Source organism: Pseudomonas lundensis, assembly GCF_015377145.2.
Classification (GTDB): domain Bacteria; phylum Pseudomonadota; class Gammaproteobacteria; order Pseudomonadales; family Pseudomonadaceae; genus Aquipseudomonas; species Aquipseudomonas lundensis.
In genome coordinates, this window is sequence record NZ_CP062158.2 from 3,670,212 (window position 1) to 3,690,851 (window position 20,640).

16 protein-coding genes and 1 pseudogene are annotated in these 20,640 nt (G+C 57.3%); all 17 read right to left on the reverse strand.

Features of this window, described 5'->3' with window-relative positions:
• Positions 1-4 precede the first annotated feature (4 nt).
• The 17 genes and pseudogenes from IF654_RS17345 to pyrH all read right to left on the reverse strand — a co-directional run bounded on the left by IF654_RS17345 (position 5) and on the right by pyrH (position 20,562).
• Positions 5-1,636 (reverse strand): CTP synthase, encoded by a 1,632-nt coding sequence (locus tag IF654_RS17345; protein WP_047277182.1) that lies wholly within the window; start codon positions 1,634-1,636, stop codon positions 5-7.
• Positions 1,637-1,908: 272 nt separating this feature from the next.
• Positions 1,909-3,225: a tRNA lysidine(34) synthetase TilS gene (gene tilS / locus IF654_RS17350; protein WP_194862192.1), complete on the reverse strand. Its 1,317-nt coding sequence runs from the start codon at positions 3,223-3,225 to the stop codon at positions 1,909-1,911.
• 57 nt (positions 3,226-3,282) lie between these two features.
• Positions 3,283-4,230, reverse strand: coding sequence for an acetyl-CoA carboxylase carboxyltransferase subunit alpha (locus IF654_RS17355; protein WP_095009062.1), 948 nt, complete (start codon positions 4,228-4,230; stop codon positions 3,283-3,285).
• Positions 4,231-4,414: 184 nt separating this feature from the next.
• Entirely contained in the window at positions 4,415-7,936 is a 3,522-nt protein-coding gene (dnaE, locus tag IF654_RS17360) for a DNA polymerase III subunit alpha (RefSeq protein ID WP_047281103.1), read from the reverse strand.
• A 78-nt stretch (positions 7,937-8,014) separates the two neighbouring features.
• The gene (gene rnhB / locus IF654_RS17365) at positions 8,015-8,632 is read right to left on the reverse strand and encodes a ribonuclease HII (RefSeq protein WP_047277190.1); all 618 of its coding nucleotides are present in this window, start codon (positions 8,630-8,632) and stop codon (positions 8,015-8,017) included.
• 11 nt (positions 8,633-8,643) lie between these two features.
• Positions 8,644-9,774: a lipid-A-disaccharide synthase gene (gene lpxB / locus IF654_RS17370; protein WP_047277192.1), complete on the reverse strand. Its 1,131-nt coding sequence runs from the start codon at positions 9,772-9,774 to the stop codon at positions 8,644-8,646.
• A gap of 2 nt (positions 9,775-9,776) precedes the next feature.
• Positions 9,777-10,553 carry an acyl-ACP--UDP-N-acetylglucosamine O-acyltransferase gene (gene lpxA, locus IF654_RS17375; RefSeq protein WP_047277194.1) on the reverse strand — a complete coding sequence of 259 codons (777 nt, stop codon included), beginning with the start codon at positions 10,551-10,553 and terminating at the stop codon, positions 9,777-9,779.
• Positions 10,550-10,990, reverse strand: coding sequence for a 3-hydroxyacyl-ACP dehydratase FabZ (gene fabZ, locus IF654_RS17380; RefSeq protein ID WP_047277196.1), 441 nt, complete (start codon positions 10,988-10,990; stop codon positions 10,550-10,552). Before fabZ ends, lpxA begins: the two co-directional genes overlap by 4 nt.
• Before the next feature lie 109 nt (positions 10,991-11,099).
• A pseudogene (gene lpxD / locus IF654_RS17385) lies at positions 11,100-12,154 on the reverse strand (UDP-3-O-(3-hydroxymyristoyl)glucosamine N-acyltransferase).
• Positions 12,155-12,156: 2 nt separating this feature from the next.
• Complete coding sequence (locus tag IF654_RS17390) at positions 12,157-12,660, reverse strand: OmpH/Skp family outer membrane protein (RefSeq protein WP_016781988.1); 504 nt, start codon at positions 12,658-12,660, stop codon at positions 12,157-12,159.
• Positions 12,661-12,703: 43 nt separating this feature from the next.
• On the reverse strand, positions 12,704-15,031 hold the full coding sequence (gene bamA, locus IF654_RS17395) for an outer membrane protein assembly factor BamA (RefSeq protein WP_047277198.1): 2,328 nt from the start codon (positions 15,029-15,031) through the stop codon (positions 12,704-12,706).
• Between the two features lie 75 nt (positions 15,032-15,106).
• A complete protein-coding gene (gene rseP / locus IF654_RS17400; RefSeq protein ID WP_094988001.1) occupies positions 15,107-16,459 on the reverse strand; it encodes a sigma E protease regulator RseP in 1,353 nt (450 codons plus the stop codon).
• Between the two features lie 44 nt (positions 16,460-16,503).
• Positions 16,504-17,691: a 1-deoxy-D-xylulose-5-phosphate reductoisomerase gene (ispC, locus tag IF654_RS17405; protein ID WP_094988000.1), complete on the reverse strand. Its 1,188-nt coding sequence runs from the start codon at positions 17,689-17,691 to the stop codon at positions 16,504-16,506.
• Positions 17,688-18,494: a phosphatidate cytidylyltransferase gene (locus IF654_RS17410; RefSeq protein ID WP_094987999.1), complete on the reverse strand. Its 807-nt coding sequence runs from the start codon at positions 18,492-18,494 to the stop codon at positions 17,688-17,690. The genes ispC and IF654_RS17410 overlap by 4 nt, the downstream gene beginning before the upstream one ends.
• The gene (gene uppS / locus IF654_RS17415; RefSeq protein ID WP_047277206.1) at positions 18,494-19,249 is read right to left on the reverse strand and encodes a polyprenyl diphosphate synthase; all 756 of its coding nucleotides are present in this window, start codon (positions 19,247-19,249) and stop codon (positions 18,494-18,496) included. Before uppS ends, IF654_RS17410 begins: the two co-directional genes overlap by 1 nt.
• Positions 19,250-19,264: 15 nt before the next feature.
• A complete protein-coding gene (gene frr / locus IF654_RS17420; RefSeq protein WP_047277208.1) occupies positions 19,265-19,822 on the reverse strand; it encodes a ribosome recycling factor in 558 nt (185 codons plus the stop codon).
• Positions 19,819-20,562: a UMP kinase gene (pyrH, locus tag IF654_RS17425; protein WP_047277210.1), complete on the reverse strand. Its 744-nt coding sequence runs from the start codon at positions 20,560-20,562 to the stop codon at positions 19,819-19,821. The genes frr and pyrH overlap by 4 nt, the downstream gene beginning before the upstream one ends.
• Positions 20,563-20,640: the final 78 nt, after the last annotated feature.

Genomic DNA, 20,640 nt, shown 5'->3' on the forward strand with positions numbered 1-20,640 from the left:
CTGATTACGCCTTCTTCTCGTGTTGCGCCAATGCTGCTTTGACGAAACCGCTGAACAGTGGGTGGCCGTCACGGGGTGTGGAGGTGAATTCCGGGTGGAACTGGCACGCCACAAACCATGGATGATCCGGCGCTTCTACCACTTCTACCAACGCACCGTCGCCGGAACGACCGGTGACTTTCAGGCCGGCTTCGATCAGTTGAGGCAGCAGGTTGTTGTTCACTTCGTAACGGTGACGGTGACGTTCGACAATCACGTCCTTGGCATAGCAATCATGCACCTTGGAACCGGCTGCAAGCTGGCAATCCTGCGCACCCAGACGCATGGTGCCGCCCAAATCCGACGTTTCGGTACGGGTTTCGACTGCACCGGTGGCGTCTTCCCACTCAGTGATCAAACCCACCACCGGGTGGCCGCTGCTGCGATCGAATTCGGTGGAGTTGGCGTCTTTCCAGCCCAATACGTTACGTGCGAACTCGATTACCGCCACTTGCATGCCCAGGCAGATACCCAGGTAAGGCACCTTGTTCTCGCGAGCATATTGAACGGCAGTGATTTTGCCCTCTACGCCGCGCAGACCAAAGCCGCCCGGTACGAGGATGGCATCACAGCCTTCCAGCAGTTCAGTGCCTTTGTTTTCGATGTCTTCGGAGTCGATATACCGCAGGTTGACCTTGGTACGGTTGGAAATACCCGCGTGGCTCATCGCTTCGATCAGCGACTTGTACGCGTCCAGCAGTTCCATGTACTTGCCGACCATCGCGATGGTGACTTCGTGTTCAGGATTGAGCTTGGCATCCACGACCTTGTCCCACTCGGACAGGTCAGCGGTGTTGCACTGCAAGCCAAAACGCTCGACAACAAAGTCATCCAGACCCTGAGCGTGCAGCATGCCCGGGATCTTGTAGATGGTGTCAGCGTCTTCCAGCGAAATCACGGCGCGCTCTTCAACGTTGGTGAACAACGCGATCTTGCGACGCGAAGATACATCCACGTGGTGGTCGGAGCGGCAGATCAGCACGTCCGGCTGCAGGCCGATGGAGCGCAATTCTTTAACCGAGTGTTGGGTCGGTTTGGTTTTCGTCTCGCCAGCGGTGGCGATATACGGAACCAGAGTCAGGTGCATCAGCATGGCGCGCTTGGCGCCCACTTCGATGCGCAACTGACGGATAGCTTCGAGGAACGGTTGCGACTCAATGTCACCCACAGTGCCGCCAATCTCAACCATCGCTACGTCGGCATCGCCGGCGCCCTTGATGATTCGACGCTTGATTTCGTCAGTGATGTGCGGAATTACCTGGATGGTTGCCCCCAGGTAATCACCACGGCGCTCCTTGCGCAGAACGTGTTCGTAGACACGGCCCGTGGTGAAGTTGTTGTTCTGGGTCATCGTCGTGCGGATGAACCGCTCGTAGTGACCCAAGTCCAGGTCGGTCTCGGCGCCGTCGTGTGTGACGAACACTTCACCGTGCTGGAACGGGCTCATGGTGCCCGGATCAACGTTGATGTAGGGGTCCAGCTTCAGCATGGTGACCTTAAGTCCCCGCGCCTCCAGGATGGCTGCCAATGAAGCCGAGGCAATGCCTTTCCCCAATGAAGAAACAACACCGCCCGTGACGAAGATGTAGCGCGTCATGAAAAACCCTAGAAGTCTGCGTTAAAGCGGTCAGAGCCGCCGGGGAAAGCGAAGGAAGGCCGAAGCCCCCAATCACCAGCATTAGTCACAGTGCACCTTTCGAAAAACTGCTGCGTTGAAACAGACCAATGGCAACCATCGGTTCGATACAAGCCACACATTTTTTTAAAATCGCCCAGCAAAGACTGCTTGGTAATCGGCAACTTCTGTAATTCCGGTGAATCTACAGAAGCTGTATCAAGAAGGGAGCGTAGTCTACCGGAAAGCCCCTTTCAGCTCAAACCTTGATCGCTTGAAGTTGGCAGCCACTTCAATTGCCAGCGTCCATTGGGGTCAGAGTCCAGTCCCTCGAGGTTTGCCACAGCCAATAAGCGCTCATTTTGGTACAGAAGCGGCAATCTGCCACGGGCAAACGGCGGCACCCCGCGCTCATTGAGCAAGCGTTTGAGATCACGATGACCGCGTCCTGCCAGCGACATGACTTCTGCGCCCTGACGATAGCGCACCTGCAAGGCGCCCTCGGGCACCTCGCCCTCTATGCGTAACAACCCGTTCCCGGGCAATGACACGGGTAGAGCCGGCTCATCCCAGGTGATCGGCGCAGTCGGCTGGCGCAGCCATTGTCCCGACAGCCACCAGATCCGTCCGCCCGCTCGATGCACCTCGCCATCCGCCAGACGCCATGCAGGCCGCGCATCGACGCCGGCATCACGCAACGCCTCCCAACCGGCCCAATGCGCGGTATCAGGCAATCGTGTAAGACCGGCCAGCCACTGGCGCAAAGCGTTGCGCTGACGGGCAGCCGACAGACGGTCGAGAGGTTCAAGCTGCAGAGAGGGCAAACCCAGCCAAGCAAAAGGTGCCTCGGCCGCGGCAAGTGCCAGATCCTGTTCAGCGAGTTCATTCAGCAAACCTTGCGCTTCAGCACAATGATCAGCCGCGCGCGACAGCGTTGTGGTCACCTGCGGCCAACGCCGTGACAACACAGGCATCACTTCATGGCGCAAGTAATTACGGGAAAAACCGCTGTATTCATTGGACGGATCTTCAACCCAGTGCAGACCATGGGCGTGCGCGTATGCCTCAAGATCGGCACGCGAAATATCCAGCAACGGGCGCCCTACTACCCCGCGGCCCAATCTGCGCTCACGCGGCATGCCGGACAGCCCGTGCACACCCGCCCCGCGCAACAACCGGAACAACACGGTTTCGGCCTGATCATCGCGATGCTGCCCCGTAAAGAGCACCTCCTGCGGCTGCAGGATCGCCTCGAACGCCTCATAGCGCGCCTCCCGCGCTGCCCGCTCGACACTTGCACCGGCGGACACTTGCACGCGCACCACCGTGAGCGGCACGCCCAGGGCATCACACAGCAACTGACAATGAGCCGGCCACGTATCCGCTACAGCCTGTAGACCATGGTGAATATGGAGGGCAGTCAGCGGGGGGAGTGCATGGATTGGACGAAGGTGAGCCAGAAGGTGCAGCAGGACAGTCGAGTCAAGACCGCCGGAAAGGGCAATGCGCCAGGCCGGGGCATTGCGCCACGGCTTGAGCGCTTCGAGCAACTGGATTGTCAGGTTGGACATTGCACAATCCTGCAGGGGCGAACGGGTTCACCCCTGCGTCTGTCGGTCTCGCCTTGATTACAGACCGTAACTCATCAAACGGTCATAACGACGCTGCAACAACGTTTCGTTGTCCAGCCTCTTCAACATGTCCAACTGCGAAATCAGCTCTGCGCGAATCGTGGCAGAAGCGGCTGCAGGGTCGCGATGTGCGCCACCCAATGGCTCGCCGATGACTTTGTCAACGATGCCCAGGCCTTTGAGACGCTCAGCGGTAATGCCCATCGCCTCGGCGGCATCCGGCGCTTTTTCAGCGGTTTTCCACAGAATCGACGCGCACCCTTCAGGCGAAATCACGGCATAAGTGGAGTACTGCAGCATGTTCAATTGATCGCACACCCCAATTGCCAACGCACCGCCCGAACCACCTTCACCAATAACCGTGGAGATGATCGGGGTCTTCAGGCGCGCCATGACTCGCAGGTTCCAGGCAATCGCTTCGCTCTGGTTGCGCTCTTCAGCATCGATGCCCGGGTAGGCGCCCGGCGTGTCGATAAAGGTCAGGATCGGCATTTTGAAACGCTCTGCCATTTCCATCAAACGGCATGCCTTGCGGTAGCCTTCAGGGCGCGGCATGCCGAAGTTGCGGCGAACTTTCTCACGCACTTCGCGGCCTTTCTGATGACCAATCACCATCACGGGCTGATCGTCCAGACGCGCGATACCGCCCACAATGGCGGCATCGTCCGAGAAGTGACGGTCGCCGTGAAGTTCATCAAACTCAGTGAAGATGTGGTCGATGTAATCCAGCGTGTAAGGACGACGCGGATGACGGGCCAGGCGGGCGATCTGCCAGCTGGTCAGCTTGCCGAAAATATCTTCAGTCAGCGTTTTGCTTTTGTCTTGCAGGCGAGAGATTTCATCGCTGATGTTCAGCGAATTGTCATTACCGACCAGGCGCAACTCTTCGATTTTGGCTTGCAGGTCAGCAATCGGCTGTTCGAAATCAAGAAAATTCGGGTTCATAAGCATCCGTCTTGGGTCGGCGGCAAAGCATGCCAGCAGGCAGAAAGCCCAGTATTGACTGGCACTTTCAAGCCGACTGGGGCAGCCGGTTGATCTGTATCGCGCCTACCTTAAGGGACAGGCGCTCTCAGGTCGAGATTAAAAATTCAGGTCGAGATCAGGACGCGGGTCACGCCCCTGACCGTCAACGGTATTGGAGGAAGACGTTGTCTCGCCCAAACTGGTCACGCAAGGCTTGAATCAAGCTGTCTGCAGGATCGATTCTCCAGTTCTCGCCAAACTGCAACAGGGTCTTCGCCTCCCCGCCGGTGTACTCCATGGTGATCGGACAGGCGCCGCGATGCTTCTTCAGCACCTCGCCCAACTGCCGCAACTGATCACCCTTGAGCGCCGCATGATGAACCCTCAGGCGCAAGCTTTCGGCCAGACTGGTACGCGCATCCTCCATGCTCATGACCCGCTTGACCCGCAGGCGCAAGCCGCCGGAAAAGTCATCATTACTGACCTCCCCTTCCACCACCACCATGGCATCGGTCTGCAACAGCGACTGGGCTGAATGGAACGCTTCGGCAAACAATGAGGCTTCAATCCGGCCGGAACGGTCATCCAGCGTGATGAACCCCATCTTGTCGCCTTTTTTGTTCTTCATCACCCGCAGGGCGATGATCATGCCGGCGACAGTCTGCGTATCGCGGGCAGGCTTCAGATCGATAATGCGCTGCCGGGCGAAACGGCGAATTTCGCCTTCATACTCGTCGATCGGGTGGCCGGTCAGGTACAGGCCCAAGGTGTCTTTCTCGCCCTTGAGGCGTTCCTTGAGAGTCAGCTCCTTGGCCTTGCGATGATTGGCATACACATCGGCGTCTTCTTCGACAAACACGCCGCCGAACAGGTCGTCGTGGCCGCTGTCGTGGGTGCGCGCCGTTTGTTCGGCCGCCTTGATTGCCTCTTCCAGCGCCGCCAGCAAAATCGCACGGTTCTGATCAATGCTCGCCTGATAGGCTTTTGGCTCGTCATGGAAGCAAGGCCCCAGACGGTCCAGCGCGCCGCTGCGGATCAAACCGTCAAGGGTGCGTTTGTTGATGCGCTTGAGATCAACCCGCGCGCAGAAATCGAACAGGTCCTTGAACGGCCCATCCTGACGCGCTTCGGTAATCGCCTCCACCGGCCCCTCACCCACGCCCTTGATCGCGCCAAGTCCATAAATGATTCGACCTTCGTCGTTCACCGTGAACTTGTACTCGGAGGCATTCACGTCCGGCGCGTCGAGACGCAGCTTCATCGTGCGCACTTCTTCGATCAAGGTCACGACCTTGTCGGTGTTGTGCATATCCGCCGACAGCACGGCCGCCATGAAAGGCGCCGGGTAATGGGCTTTCAACCACGCGGTTTGATAGGAAACCAGCCCGTAGGCCGCCGAGTGAGATTTGTTGAAACCATAACCGGCGAATTTTTCTACCAGGTCGAAAATGTTACCGGCAAGGTCCGGGTCAATGTTGTTGTTGGCACAGCCTTCAATGAAACCGCCACGCTGCTTGGCCATTTCTTCAGGTTTTTTCTTACCCATGGCTCGACGCAGCATGTCCGCGCCGCCGAGGGTGTAACCCGCCATCACCTGCGCAATCTGCATCACCTGTTCCTGATACAGAATGATGCCGTAGGTCGGGGCCAGAACCGGCTTCAGGCCTTCGTACTGATAATCCGAATGCGGATAAGCAAGCTCGGCGCGCCCGTGCTTACGGTTGATGAAGTCGTCCACCATGCCCGATTGCAGCGGCCCCGGACGAAACAGGGCCACCAGTGCGATCAGGTCTTCCAGGCAGTCGGGCTTGAGCTTTTTGATCAGCTCTTTCATGCCTCGCGACTCAAGCTGGAACACCGCCGTCGTCTCGGCTTTTTGCAGCAACTGGTAGGTCGGTTTGTCATCCAGCGGGATAAACGCAATATCCAGCGGCGGCTCGTCGACCTTGGCGCGGTCGCGGTTGATGGTTTTCAGCGCCCAGTCAATGATGGTCAGCGTGCGCAAACCGAGGAAGTCGAACTTCACTAGCCCTGCGGCTTCAACGTCGTCCTTGTCGAACTGGGTGACCAAGCCGTCACCCTCTTCATCGCAATAGATCGGCGAAAAGTCCGTCAGTTTGGTCGGCGCAATCACCACACCACCGGCGTGTTTACCGACGTTACGCACGATGCCTTCGAGCTTGCGTGCCATCTCCCAGATTTCGGCGGCTTCTTCATCCACTTTGATGAAGTCGCGCAAGATCTCTTCCTGCTCGTAGGCCTTTTCCAGCGTCATGCCGACTTCAAACGGAATCATCTTCGACAAACGATCCGCCAGGCCGTAAGACTTACCCTGCACACGGGCCACGTCGCGAATAACCGCCTTGGCCGCCATCGAACCGAAGGTAATGATCTGGCTTACAGCGTTGCGGCCGTATTTTTCTGCCACATATTCAATGACCCGGTCACGACCATCCATGCAGAAGTCGACGTCGAAGTCGGGCATCGATACCCGTTCCGGGTTAAGGAATCGTTCGAACAGCAGGTCATATTCCAGCGGATCGAGGTCGGTAATTTTCTGCACATAGGCCACCAGAGAACCGGCACCCGACCCTCGGCCAGGCCCTACCGGCACGCCGTTGCTCTTGGCCCACTGGATGAAGTCCATCACGATCAGGAAGTAACCGGGGAATCCCATCTGGATGATGATGTCCAGTTCGAAATTCAGCCGGTCGACGTAGACCTGCCGTTTGGCGTCGTAATCTTCGGTGGTGTCCTTGGGCAGCAGAACGCTGAGGCGCTCTTCAAGGCCATCAAACGAGACTTTGCGGAAATATTCGTCGATGGTCATGCCATCGGGAATCGGGAAGTTAGGCAAAAAGTGTTTGCCCAACTTCACTTCGATATTGCAACGCTTGGCAATTTCGACGGTATTTTCGAGCGCTTCCGGCAAATCGCTGAACAGCTCAGCCATTTCTTCGGCGCTTTTCAGATACTGCTGGTCGCTGTAGTTCTTGGAGCGGCGCGGATCATCGAGCGCTCGGCCCTCACCAATGCAAACGCGGGTCTCGTGGGCTTCGAAATCCTGCTGTTTGAGGAAGCGCACATCGTTGGTCGCCACCAGCGGCGCACCGATTTTGTCGGCCAGCGCCACGGCAGCGTGCAGATGCTCTTCATCGTTGGGACGCTGGGTGCGCTGGACTTCCAGGTAAAAGCGGTCCGGGAAGACCTCCATCCATTCGCGGGCCAGCGCCTCGGCTTCCTCTGTATTACCACTGATCAGCGCGACACCGATCTCGCCTTCTTTGGCGGCCGACAACATGATCAGCCCATCGGCGGCTTCGGCGACCCATTCACGTTCGATGATGACCTGGCCATTGCGCTGCCCGTCAATAAACCCTCGTGAAATCAGCTCCGTCAGGTTGCGATAACCCACGCCGTTCATCGCCAGCAGGCTGATGCGGCTCAACGGGTTTTCCGGGTCTTTATTGGACAGCCACAGATCCGCGCCACTGATCGGCTTGATGCCGCCACCCATGGCGGCTTTATAAAATTTGACCAACGAACACATGTTGTTCTGATCGGTCACCGCCACGGCAGGCATGTTCATGCCCGCCAGGGTTTTGATCAGCGGTTTGATCCGCACCAGGCCATCGACCAGGGAATATTCAGTGTGCAGGCGCAGGTGAACGAATGAAGCCGGCATGGTGATCCTGTCTATTAGCTTTGGGAAACAACAAGGCCCGGATTGTACCGGGCCTTGGCAAAAACATCAGCCTTGGGGCTAAACCTCGGTCAAGCCTTCACGGGCTTCGTAGGCACGGCGCACCGGCCCGAAGGACCGGCGATGAATTGGCGTAGGCCCCAGACGCTCTAGGGCTTCAAGGTGGACCGCCGTCGGGTAGCCTTTATGCCCGCCAATACCGTAACCCGGGTATTGCAACTCGAAGGCTGCCATTTCACGGTCACGGCTGACCTTGGCCAGGATCGATGCCGCCGCAATGGCTGGCACCTTGCTGTCACCCTTGACCACGGCTTCGGCCGGCATGGCCAATGTGGGGCAGCGATTGCCGTCGATCATGGCCAGTTTCGGGGTGATGCTCAACCCTTCTACAGCGCGCTGCATGGCCAACATAGTGGCATGCAGGATATTCAGCTCGTCGATCTCTTCGACTTCAGCCCGGGCAATGCACCAGCTCAAGGCCTTTTCGCAAATTTCGTCATACAGCTTTTCGCGACGCGCTTCAGTCAGTTTTTTTGAGTCATTAAGACCGGCGATCGGCCGGGCCGGGTCCAGAATCACTGCTGCCGTGACCACGGCGCCGCACAACGGGCCGCGACCCACTTCGTCTACACCGGCCACAAGGTCTTCGACCAGATTGAAGTCCAATCCGATTTGCATAGTCACTTTACTCATTTGGAGTGTGCAATCAGCTCAAGCACCGCTTTGGCGGCCTGATTGGAAGCGTCGAGACGCAACGTACGATGAATTTCGTCGAAACCCCGGGTTTGCTCCTGGCCATTGTCCAACAGTGGCAACAGGGTCTTGGCCAATGCCTCGGGGGTGGCGGCATCTTGCAGCAACTCGGGCACCAGCATCCGCTGGGCCAGCAAGTTGGGCAGAGACACGTAAGGGCTTTTCACCAGACGCTTGAGAATCCAGAACGTAACCCGCGACAAGCGATAAGCCACCACCATCGGCCGCTTGTACAGCAACGCCTCAAGCGTGGCGGTGCCCGAGGCGATCAACACCGCATCACAGGCAGCCAAGGCCAGGTGCGAACGCCCGTCGAGCAAGGTCAAGGGCAAGTCCCGCTCAGCCAGCAACTGTTCGATTTGCACCCGGCGCGCAGCATTGGCACAAGGCAATACAAAACGTGTGTCGGGCCGGGCTTCGCGGATTTTTAGGGCAGCGTCCAGGAACAGCCCACCCAATTTGCCCACTTCCCCGCCACGACTTCCCGGCATCAAGGCGACCAACGGGCCGTCAGGCAACCCCAGTTCGGCACGGGCAGCGGCTTTATCGGCCTCAAGGGGAATGGTGTCCGCCAGCGTATGGCCAACAAACCGCACCGGCACGCCATGCTCTTCGTAGAATTTGGCTTCAAACGGCAACAACGTGAGCATCAAGTCGCAACCTTCGCGAATTTTCAGCACGCGTTTCTGCCGCCACGCCCACACGGACGGGCTGACGTAATGCACGGTCTTGATGCCAGCACGCCGTAACTGAAGCTCGATATTGAGGGTGAAATCAGGCGCATCGATGCCGATAAACACATCAGGCTTTTCGGCAATGAGGGTCTGGATCAGCGCTTTGCGGCGTTTGAGCAACTCGCGCAAACGGCCAAGCACCTCAACCAGCCCCATGACCGACAGACGCTCCATCGGGAAGTAAGAGCGCATGCCCTGCGCTTCCATCAGCGGGCCTCCTACACCGATAAATTCAATATCGGGGTGCTGAGCCTTGAGCGCACGCATCAGGCCTGAACCCAGAATGTCGCCAGAGGCCTCACCCGCCACCAGCGCAATACGCAACCTGGCCATGATCAGCGGGTAATGCCGCGGGTCGATGAACGAATCGACTCCACAAACAGCGCAACTTCCGGGAACTGCGCAGAGGGTTCAGCCAGTTCGGCAAGTGCTTGCTCGACCGTCAGGCCCTGGCGGTAAACCACCTTGTAGGCCCGACGCAAGGCGTGAATCGCGTCATCACTAAAACCACGACGGCGCATGCCCTCGAAATTCATGCTACGGGCTTCGGCAGGGCTGCCAAACACCGTGACAAAGGCCGGAACGTCCTTGCCAATTGCTGTGCCCATGCCTGAAAAGCTGTGAGCACCGATATGACAGAACTGATGCACCAGCGTGAAACCCGACAGGATCGCCCAGTCCCCCATGTGCACATGGCCCGCCAGCGCGGCGTTGTTGACCAGAATGCAATGGTTGCCGATTACGCTGTCATGCCCGATGTGGGCGTACGCCATAATCAGGTTGTGGTCACCCAGGGTCGTCTCGGCACGGTCCTGAACCGTGCCGCGATGGATGGTCACACCTTCGCGAATCACATTGTGATCACCGATCACCAGGCGTGTCTCTTCACCCTTGTACTTCAGATCGGGCGTATCTTCACCGACTGATGAAAACTGGTAGATACGATTGTGCTTACCGATTTTGGTTGGGCCTTTAAGAATGACATGCGGCCCAATCACTGTTCCCTCGCCGATTTCCACACCTGCGCCGACGATCGACCAAGGGCCGACCACGACGTCGTCGGCCAGAATGGCCGTCGGATCGATGATTGCGCGAGGGTCAATCAAACTCATAGTTTGCGTTCCGCACAGATAATTTCAGCCGAGCATACCGGCTTGCCATCTACCGTTGCCTGGCACTCGAACTTCCAGATCGAACGTTTGCAGCTCAGGAACTTGGCTTCCAGGATCAATTGATCGCCCGGCAACACGGGCTGACGGAAACGCAGTTTGTCGGAACCGACGAAGTAATACAGCGTCCCGTCTGCAGGTTTCACGTCCAGCATCTTGAAACCCAGAATGCCCGCAGCTTGCGCCATGGCTTCGATGATCAACACGCCGGGCATGATCGGGTGCGCCGGAAAGTGACCGTTGAAGAACGGTTCGTTGATGCTGACATTCTTGTAAGCACGAATGCGCTTGTTCTCGACATCCAGATCCACCACTCGATCCACCAGCAGGAAAGGGTAACGGTGAGGCAGATATTCGCGAATCTCGTTGATGTCCATCATTTCGTGGGGAAGCCTGTAATAAAGATTGGGCGCGCGCTACGAAGGCACGCTCCTCTAGCAAATCAAGAACACAGACCCTTGGCCCTGCGCGCTTGATATGGAAATAGTATTAGCTTTCAGATGAAGCGATACCGTCAGGGGTCACTTCTCGACGCGTTTTTCCAGTTGTTTCAATCGTCGCGCGATGTCGTCCAGCTGGCGAATACGTGCCGCACTCTTGCGCCATTCAGCCGCTGGCTGCATGGCTGTTCCGGAAGAGTAAGCACCCGGTTCGGTAATGGAGTGAGTCACCATGGTCATCCCGGTGAGGAAAACGTTGTCGCAGATCTCAATATGCCCCACCAAACCGACACCACCGGCCAACATGCAGTGCTTGCCGATTTTAGTGCTTCCTGAAATCCCGACACACGCGGCCATCGCCGTATGGTCACCGACCTGCACGTTGTGCGCGATCTGAATCTGGTTATCGAGTTTGACCCCATTGCCAATAACCGTATCTGCCAGGGCACCACGGTCGATGGCAGTGTTCACACCGATCTCGACATCATCACCAATGGTCACGCCGCCGATCTGGGCAATTTTTTGCCAGACACCCTTCTCGTTGGCGAAACCGAAACCTTCGCCTCCCAGCACGGCGCCCGACTGAATCACGACACGCTTACCGATGCGAACATCGTGATAAAGCGTCACGCGCGGCGCCAACCAGCCACCCTCACCGATTTCACAGCGAGCACCGATAAAGCAATGAGGCCCGACGGTCACGCCAGCCGCAATGCGCGCACCGCTTTCAATCACTGCAAAGGCGCCGATGCTGGCCGCAGGGTCTACCATCGCATCCGCCGCAATCACGGCTGAAGGATGCACACCGGCAACCGCCTTGGGCTTGGGGTCAAACAGGTGGGAAATACGGGCGTATGCCAGGTAAGGATCCGGCACCACCAAAGCATCACCGGCATAGTCTTCAGCGTCGGCTGACTTGAGCAAAACGGCTCCAGCCTGACAATCGACCAAGAACTTTCGGTACTGCGGGTTGGCCAGAAAGCTCAACTGAGATGGGCCAGCCTCTTGTAAAGTGGCTAGCCCAGTGATTTCTTTCTCCGCGCTGCCACGCAAGGTGGCACCGAGGAACTCGGCCAATTGGCCGAGTTTTATAGTCGCAGTCATAATTACTTCAGCTGATTCATGCGCTCAATGACTTGGCGAGTGATGTCGTATTGAGGTTTGACATCGATCACTGCACCACGCTCGAACACCAGGTCATAGGCGCCTTTCTTGATGACTTCTTCAACAGCGCTGTCCAGTTTTGGCTTCAGCTGTTTCAGCATTTCACGGTCAGCAACGGCTTTGGCTTCGTTCAGTTCCTTGGACTGGAACTGGAAATCGCGAGCCTTTTGCTTGAATTCAAGCTCCAGACGCTCACGCTCGCCTTGCTGCATTTTGTCGCCGCCTTTGACCAGACGATCCTGAATGCCTTTGGCACTGCTTTCCAGGGACTTCAGTTTGGTCAGTTGCGGACCGAATTTCTTCTCGGCATCTACGGCGTAACGCTTGGCAGCGTCAGATTCCAGCAGCGCCATCTGATAGTTCAGAACGGCAATTTTCATGTCGGCAAACGCCGGACCTGCTACCAGAACCGAAGCCAGGAGAACCAATTGAGTCAACTTACGCACGATGCACTCCTACTAAATCCGTTGTTTATCTAAAGTCAGGCTTTTAGAAAGTCTGGCCGAGGGAGAACTGGAACACTTGGGTATCTGCGTCATCCGGTTTCTTGATCGGCATGGCCAAGCTGAAGCTCAACGGGCCAAGTGCGGTCACCCACGTTACGCCAACACCCACAGAGCTGGCCATATTACTAAAGCTGATATCGCAATCTTTTGTGGTCGACTTGCAGTTGGTGTCGAAAACATTACCCACATCCCAGAACACGGAGGTGCGCAGGGAACGTTGATCTTTCACGAACGGCATCGGGAACAGAACTTCTGCCCCGCCCTGGATCAGGACGTTACCACCAAACGGCAGCGGATCTTGATCCGGGTCATTCTTGTTCGGGGTACTGCGTGGACCCAGCGCACTGTCCTTGAAACCACGGACCGAGTTGAAACCACCTGCATAGTAGTTCTCGTAGAACGGCAGCCCCGACGTCGAGCCATAGCTGTCACCGTAACCCAGCTCGGTGTGCAGGCGCATGGTGTAGGTGTCGGTCAACGGCTGGAACAACTGGGCGCGGTAATCCAGTTTGTAGAACTGGAGATCACTGCCCGGAATGGTTGTTTCAAGCGTCAAGCTTTGCGAGCTGCCGCGTGTCGGCAACACACCTTTGTTCAGGGTCGATTCGGACCAGCCGGCAGAAGCCTTGAAGTTCAGGAACTTGTCGCCTTCTTTGTTAATGAAATCGAAGATCTCGTCAACGGTGTAGGTGCCGGTACTGATTTCATCCTGCTGCACGCTCAGGCCATAGGTCAGGCGCGAGGTATCGCTGATCGGATACCCCATGGTGATACCGGCGCCCAGGCTGTCGACAGAGTAGTTTGCTACATCAACATCGAGGTCTTTGTAGTCGGTCGTGCGGTAGAACGCGTTGTAACCCAGGCTCACGCCATCAGCGGTCCAGTACGGGTCCACATAACTGAAGTTGTAACGGCTCTGGTATTCACTGCGGGTCAGGCCCACGCTGACGCGGTTACCCGTACCCAGGAAGTTGTTCTGGGTAATCGAACCACCCAGGATCAAACCGGCGCTTTGGGCAAAGCCGACGCTGGCGGTGATCGAACCGGAAGCCTGTTCTTCTACGGCGTAGTTCACATCGACCTGGTCGTCTGTACCGGGCACGGCCGGGGTTTCAACGTTCACTTCCTTGAAGAAGCCCAGACGCTCAAGGCGCACCTTGGACTGGTCGATCAGGTAAGTCGACGCCCAACCACCTTCCATCTGGCGCATTTCGCGACGCAGCACTTCGTCTTCCGACTTGGTGTTGCCGCGGAAGTTGATACGGTTGACATAAGCACGCTTGCCCGGATCCACCACAAAGGTGATGGCCACGGTATGGTCTTCCGGGTTTGGCTGAGGCACGCCGTTGACGTTGGCGAAGGTATAACCTTCGTTACCCAGACGACGGGTGATCAGCTCGGAGGTCGTGGTCATCAGCTTGCGGGAGAACACCTGGCCCGGCTGAACCAGCAGCAGCGACTTGATCTGATCTTCAGGAACCTTGAGGTCACCGCTCAGCTTCACTTCGCCCACATTGTACTTTTCGCCTTCATTCACGTTGACCGTGATGTAGACGTTTTTCTTGTCCGGGGTGATCGATACCTGAGTGGAGGCGATATCCATGTTGATATAGCCACGGTCGAGGTAATACGAGCGCAGGCGCTCAAGGTCACCGGACAGTTTTTCACGCGCATACTTGTCGTCATTCTTGAAGAACGACAACCAGTTGGTGGTTTTCAGTTCAAACAGGTCAACGAGGTCTTCTTCAGGGAAGACGGTATTACCCACCACGTTGATGTGCTGGATAGCCGCAACCGTGCCTTCGTTGATATTGACCTTCAAGGCGACCCGGTTGCGAGGTTCGGACACGACTTCAGTGTCGACCGTCGCCGAGTAACGACCCTGGGCAACATACTGACGTTGCAGTTCGTTACGTACACCCTCAAGGGTGGCACGCTGGAAGATTTCACCTTCGGCAAGACCCGACTGTTTAAGACCTTTCATCAGGTCATCAGTGGAAATAGCCTTGTTTCCGTCAATGGTGATGCTCGAAACGGAAGGACGTTCGACAACCGTAATGACGAGCACATTGCCATCACGACCCAGTTGGATATCCTGAAAGAAACCGGTTTTGAACAACGCACGAGTGGATTCCACCAACCGGCGGTCATCCGCTACCTCACCCACGTTCAGCGGCAACGCGCCAAACACGCTACCAGCGGAAACCCGCTGCAGCCCGTTGACACGAATATCAGAGATAGTGAAGGACTCGGCGTGAACTTCGGCGATCATCAGTACGGTGAGAACCGCAGTTAGCAGCAGACGTTTCATGAAGTCCTTTCTTATTCCAACTGGCAATAAACAAACTGCCGCAAAATGCGGCAGATTCGCAATTCAGCGAAGCGTTTACAGACGTCCCAGGTCGTTGACCAGGGCAAGTAACATCACCCCGACCACCAAACTGATACCGATCTGCATTCCCCAACCCTGCACCCGATCCGACAAGGGACGACCACGCGCCCACTCGATCAGATAAAACAACAAATGCCCCCCATCCAGTACCGGGATGGGCAACAAGTTCAGAACCCCAAGACTGATACTCAGATAAGCCAGGAAATTCAAGAAGTCCGCGACACCCGACTGGGCAGAAGCGCCCGCCACTTTAGCAATGGTTATCGGTCCACTCAAGTTTTTTACCGAGAGCTCGCCGAACAACATTTTCTTGAGTGAGTCGAGCGTCAATACGCTCATCGTCCAAGTCCGTTTGGCACCCTCGCCGATCGCGGCGAGCGGGCCGTAACTGACCTCGCGAATCATCTCCGGCGGCCAGTCCACACCCTTGACCCCAGCCCCCAGATAACCGGTTGCGGCCTTGCCTTCACCGCGCGCCGCCAATGCCACGGGGATGTCGATCGGCACACCATCACGCTCGACGCGCAATACGATTTTCGCCTCAGGACGTACCCGGACCCAATCCACCACCTGCTGCCAGTCCTTGACCGGTTGATCGTTCATGGCCAGCAGTTTGTCACCGGTTTTAAGACCCGCGGCCTGGGCCGGGCCTTCAGGATCAAGCTCAGCCAGTACGGCCGGCAACTCCGGACGCCATGGACGAATCCCCAGCGAACTGATTGGGTCAGGCTCGTTAGCCCCTTTTAACCAGTCATGCAGAACCAGCTCATGAGTGGACTCCGAAGTGCTCCCCGCCTCACGAACGGCCACGTGAATCGAACCGCTCTCGCCCAGGCGGCGCACGAGCTGCAGATTCACATTGGACCAGCCCGAAGTGGGCTCTCCATCAATCGAAACGATTTCCTGCCCCGGCACCAGACCGGCTTGCGCTGCCAGGCTACCGCTTTCGACTGCGCCAATGACCGGGCGCACTTGCTGGCTGCCCAGCATGGCCAGAATCCAGAAAAACGCCATCGCCAGCATGAAGTTGGCAATGGGGCCCGCTGCAACGATGGCAATGCGCTGCCCGACGGTTTTGCGATTGAAGGATTGGCCCAGCAGCTCAGCCGGCACATCCCCTTCCCGCTCATCAAGCATTTTCACGTAGCCGCCCAACGGGATCGCTGCCACTACAAACTCAGTGCCCTGACGGTCGTGCCAGCGCAGCAAGGGCGTGCCGAACCCCACAGAGAAGCGCAGAACCTTGACGCCACAACGGCGCGCCACCCAAAAGTGACCGAATTCATGAAAAGTGACCAACACCCCCAACGCAACCAGGGTGCCAACAATCATATAAAGCGCACTCATCTACTTTCTCCGTGATCCTGTCCGGTTACGGCAAGCAGCACTGATCAGCCCTGACGGCTCAACCATTGATCAGCCAACTCTCGCGCCCTGGCATCGGCGGCAAAGACTGCCTCTAACTCATTAACGGGCACCACTGGCTCGTTGTTTAAAACGTCTTCAATCAATTGCGCTATGTGCGGGTAGCGGATTCGCCCATCAAGGAAGGCCGCCACCGCCACTTCATTGGCCGCATTGAGCATGGCCGGCGCGCTGTCACCAGCCGCCGCCGCTTCACGAGCCAGGCGCAGACAAGGGAAGCGCTGCTCATCCGGGCGCTGGAAGTCCAGACGCGCCACGGAAAACAGATCCAGCGGCGCCACACCCGAATTGATACGCTCAGGCCACGCCAACGCATTGGCAATCGGCGTGCGCATGTCAGGATTGCCCAACTGCGCAAGCACCGACCCGTCTATGTAGTCCACCAGCGAGTGAATGACGCTTTGCGGATGAATCACCACCTCAACCTGAGCGGGCTTGGCATCAAATAGCCAGCACGCCTCGATCAGCTCAAGGCCTTTATTCATCATGCTCGCTGAGTCGACCGAGATCTTTCGCCCCATCGACCAGTTAGGGTGAGCACACGCCTGATCGGGCGTCACATGCGCCAGATCAGCCAATGGGGTTTCCCGGAAGGGCCCACCAGAGGCGGTCAGCAGAATCCGTCGCACGCCAACCTGACTCAGCCCACGGGCGAAATCCTGCGGCAGGCACTGAAAGATCGCGTTGTGCTCGCTGTCAATGGGCAGTAATACCGAACCGCTACGCCGCACCGCCTGCATGAACAGGGCGCCCGTCATGACCAGCGCTTCTTTGTTCGCCAACAGAATTTTCTTGCCCGCATTGACTGCCGACAAGGTAGGACGCAACCCGGCAGCACCGACGATGGCTGCCATGACGGCATCCACCGCGGGCGCGGAGGCGATATCACATAAACCCTGTTCGCCCACCAACACCTCGGTGTTGAGGCCCGCTGCGCGCAGATCAGCTTGCAGCTGACGCGCGGAGCGCTCATCCGGCACCACTGCAACCTGAGGCGTGTGCTGAATGCACAATGCCAGCAGTTGCGCGAGACGGCTATAACCGCTCAGCCCGAACACTTGATAGCGATCCGGGTGGCGAGCAATCACATCCAGCGTACTCAGGCCAATCGAGCCGGTAGCGCCCAGCACCGTAATCTGTTGAGGACGGCTCATGATGCAGCCATCCACAGCAACACGGCGAACACGGGAATGGCGGCCGTCAAACTGTCGATACGATCGAGTACGCCGCCATGCCCCGGCAGCAACTGACTGCTGTCCTTAATGCCCGCCTGACGCTTGAACATGCTTTCTGTGAGGTCGCCCACCACTGAAGTCAATACGATAACGGCAGCGCCTGCCAAGGCAGCAACCATCTGAGAGGCACTCCAGCCGCGCACCACGCCGACAACAGCCGTGATCAGCAGGCTCAGCAACAAACCGCCAAAAACGCCTTCCCAGCTTTTGCCGGGGCTGACTTTAGGGGCCAGTTTGCGCTTGCCGAATTTACGCCCGGAAAAGTACGCGCCGATATCGGCGCCCCACACCAGCACCATCACCGCCATGATCAGCCAGTTACCCAGCGGCATCGCCTTGATCATCACCAGCCCTTGCCAGGCCGGTAGCAAAATCAGCAAGCCGATGACCAGCTTGACTGCAGCACTGGACCAGCGTGATGCGGAATCAGGAAACGTGAGCACCAGAAACGTCGCCAACGCCCACCACACCACCGCAGCCACCAACACCCACGGGGCAAGATCAGGCAACAGGTGCAGACCAAACAGCAATAAGGCCACGACGAGGGCAAAACCGACACGGGCCGTTTGAGCTGTAAATCCGGCAAGGCGCGCCCATTCCCAGGCCCCGAGGGTGACGACCAGCCCGATGAAGAGCGCGAAGTTAGACCCATCAAGAAGGAAAAAGCCGCACAAAGCGATTGGCAGCAGGATAAGTGCAGTGATGATGCGTTGCTTAAGCATTAAACCCGGGCTCCAGCCTCAACCTGCTCGCTTGTTTTACCGAAGCGACGCTGGCGAGAAGCGAAATCAGCCAATGCATGACGCATGGCTTCGTGTTTGAAGTCCGGCCAGAACAGGTCGGAGAAGTACAGCTCGGAATAGGCCAACTGCCACAGCAGGAAGTTGCTGATACGGTGCTCGCCCCCTGTGCGGATACACAGGTCAGGCAACGGCAGATCGCCTGTTACCAGACAGGTTTGCAACAAATCCGGGGTGATGTCTTCAGGCTGCAAATGACCTGCCTGAACCTCACGCGCCAAACGTTGCGCAGCCTGCGCGATGTCCCACTGCCCACCATAATTGGCGGCAATTTGCAGGACAAAGCGCCCGCTGCCTGCGGTGATCGCCTCCGCTTCGCGCATCGCCGCTTGCAACTCGGGATGAAAACGGGAGCGATCGCCAATGATGCGCAGGCTGATGTTGTTTTCGTTGAGACGCTTGGCCTCACGACGCAGCGCCTTGAAGAACAAATCCATCAAGGCACTGACTTCAGCCGCAGGACGCTGCCAGTTTTCGCTGGAAAACGCGAACAGGGTGAGCACTTCGACCTTGGCCTCGGCACACACCTCAATCACGGCGCGGACTGCGTCCACACCCGCTTTATGCCCGGCAACACCCGGCATAAAGCGTTTTTTCGCCCAGCGATTATTGCCATCCATGATAATCGCGACATGTCGCGGCACGGATGACGACACAGCCTGCTTGGTCTTTTCCATAAAACGCCCTGACCCTTATACGGCCATCAGGTCCGCTTCTTTCTGCTTGGTAGCCGTTTCGATATCCGCGACAGCCTTGTCGGTCAGCTTCTGGATCTCGTCAGCTGCGCGACGCTCTTCGTCTTCACTGATTTCTTTCTCTTTAACCAGGTCTTTCAACTGGCTCAACGCATCACGACGGATATTACGTACCGCAATACGCGCATCTTCAGCCGCATCACGCGCCTGCTTGGCGAATACTTTACGGGTTTCTTCCGTCAGGGCTGGCATGGAGATCAGCAGCAATTCGCCCAGGTTGGTCGGATTGAGGTTCAAACCAGCGCTTTGAATCGCCTTATCCACGGCTTGAAGCATGTTGCGCTCAAACGCCACGACCTGCAGGGTGCGAGAATCTTTAACGGTTACGTTCGCGACCTGACTAAGCGGCGTATCAGCACCGTAGTAAGGCACCATCACGCTACCCAAAATGCTTGGGTGAGCCTTGCCGGTACGAATCTGACCAAATGCATGGCTCAGCGATTCCAGCGATTTCTGCATACGCGTTTGTGCGTCTTTCTTGATTTCGTTGATCATTGTTGACCTTCCTCGATCAGAGTGCCTTCAGCGCCGCCGTGAACGATGTTGAGCAGGGCGCCGGGCTTGTTCATGTTAAAGACACGTAATGGCATCTGGTGGTCGCGGCACAGACAAATAGCTGTCAGGTCCATCACGCCCAGCTTGCGATCCAGCACTTCATCGTAAGTCAGATGATCGAACTTCTCGGCATGCGGGTCTTTGAATGGATCTGCGGTGTAAACACCGTCAACCTTGGTGGCCTTGAGGACTACGTCGGCGTCGATTTCAATGGCGCGCAAGCACGCGGCAGAATCCGTTGTGAAGAATGGATTGCCTGTACCCGCAGCGAAAATCACCACTTCCTTCGCGTTCAAGTGACGCATGGCCTTGCGACGGTCGTAATGATCCGTCACACCCACCATGGAGATGGCCGACATTACGATGGCGGAGATATTCGCACGTTCCAGCGCATCGCGCATCGCCAGGGCGTTCATCACGGTCGCGAGCATCCCCATGTGGTCGCCAGTAACGCGATCCATACCGGCAGCGCTCAATGCAGCGCCACGGAACAGATTGCCACCACCAATCACCAAACCTACCTGAACGCCGATACCCACCAACTGGCCGACTTCCAGCGCCATGCGGTCGAGCACCTTGGGGTCGATCCCGAACTCTTCAGAGCCCATCAGGGCTTCGCCGCTTAGCTTGAGTAGAATGCGTTTATAGCGAGCTTGATAACCACTGCCCTGCTGAGCCATTGCGAATCTCTCCTGCCGCGTTTTATAAAAAATCTGTGCGAGGCTGTTTTCAGCCTGCGTTTACTCTAGCTTGGCGCC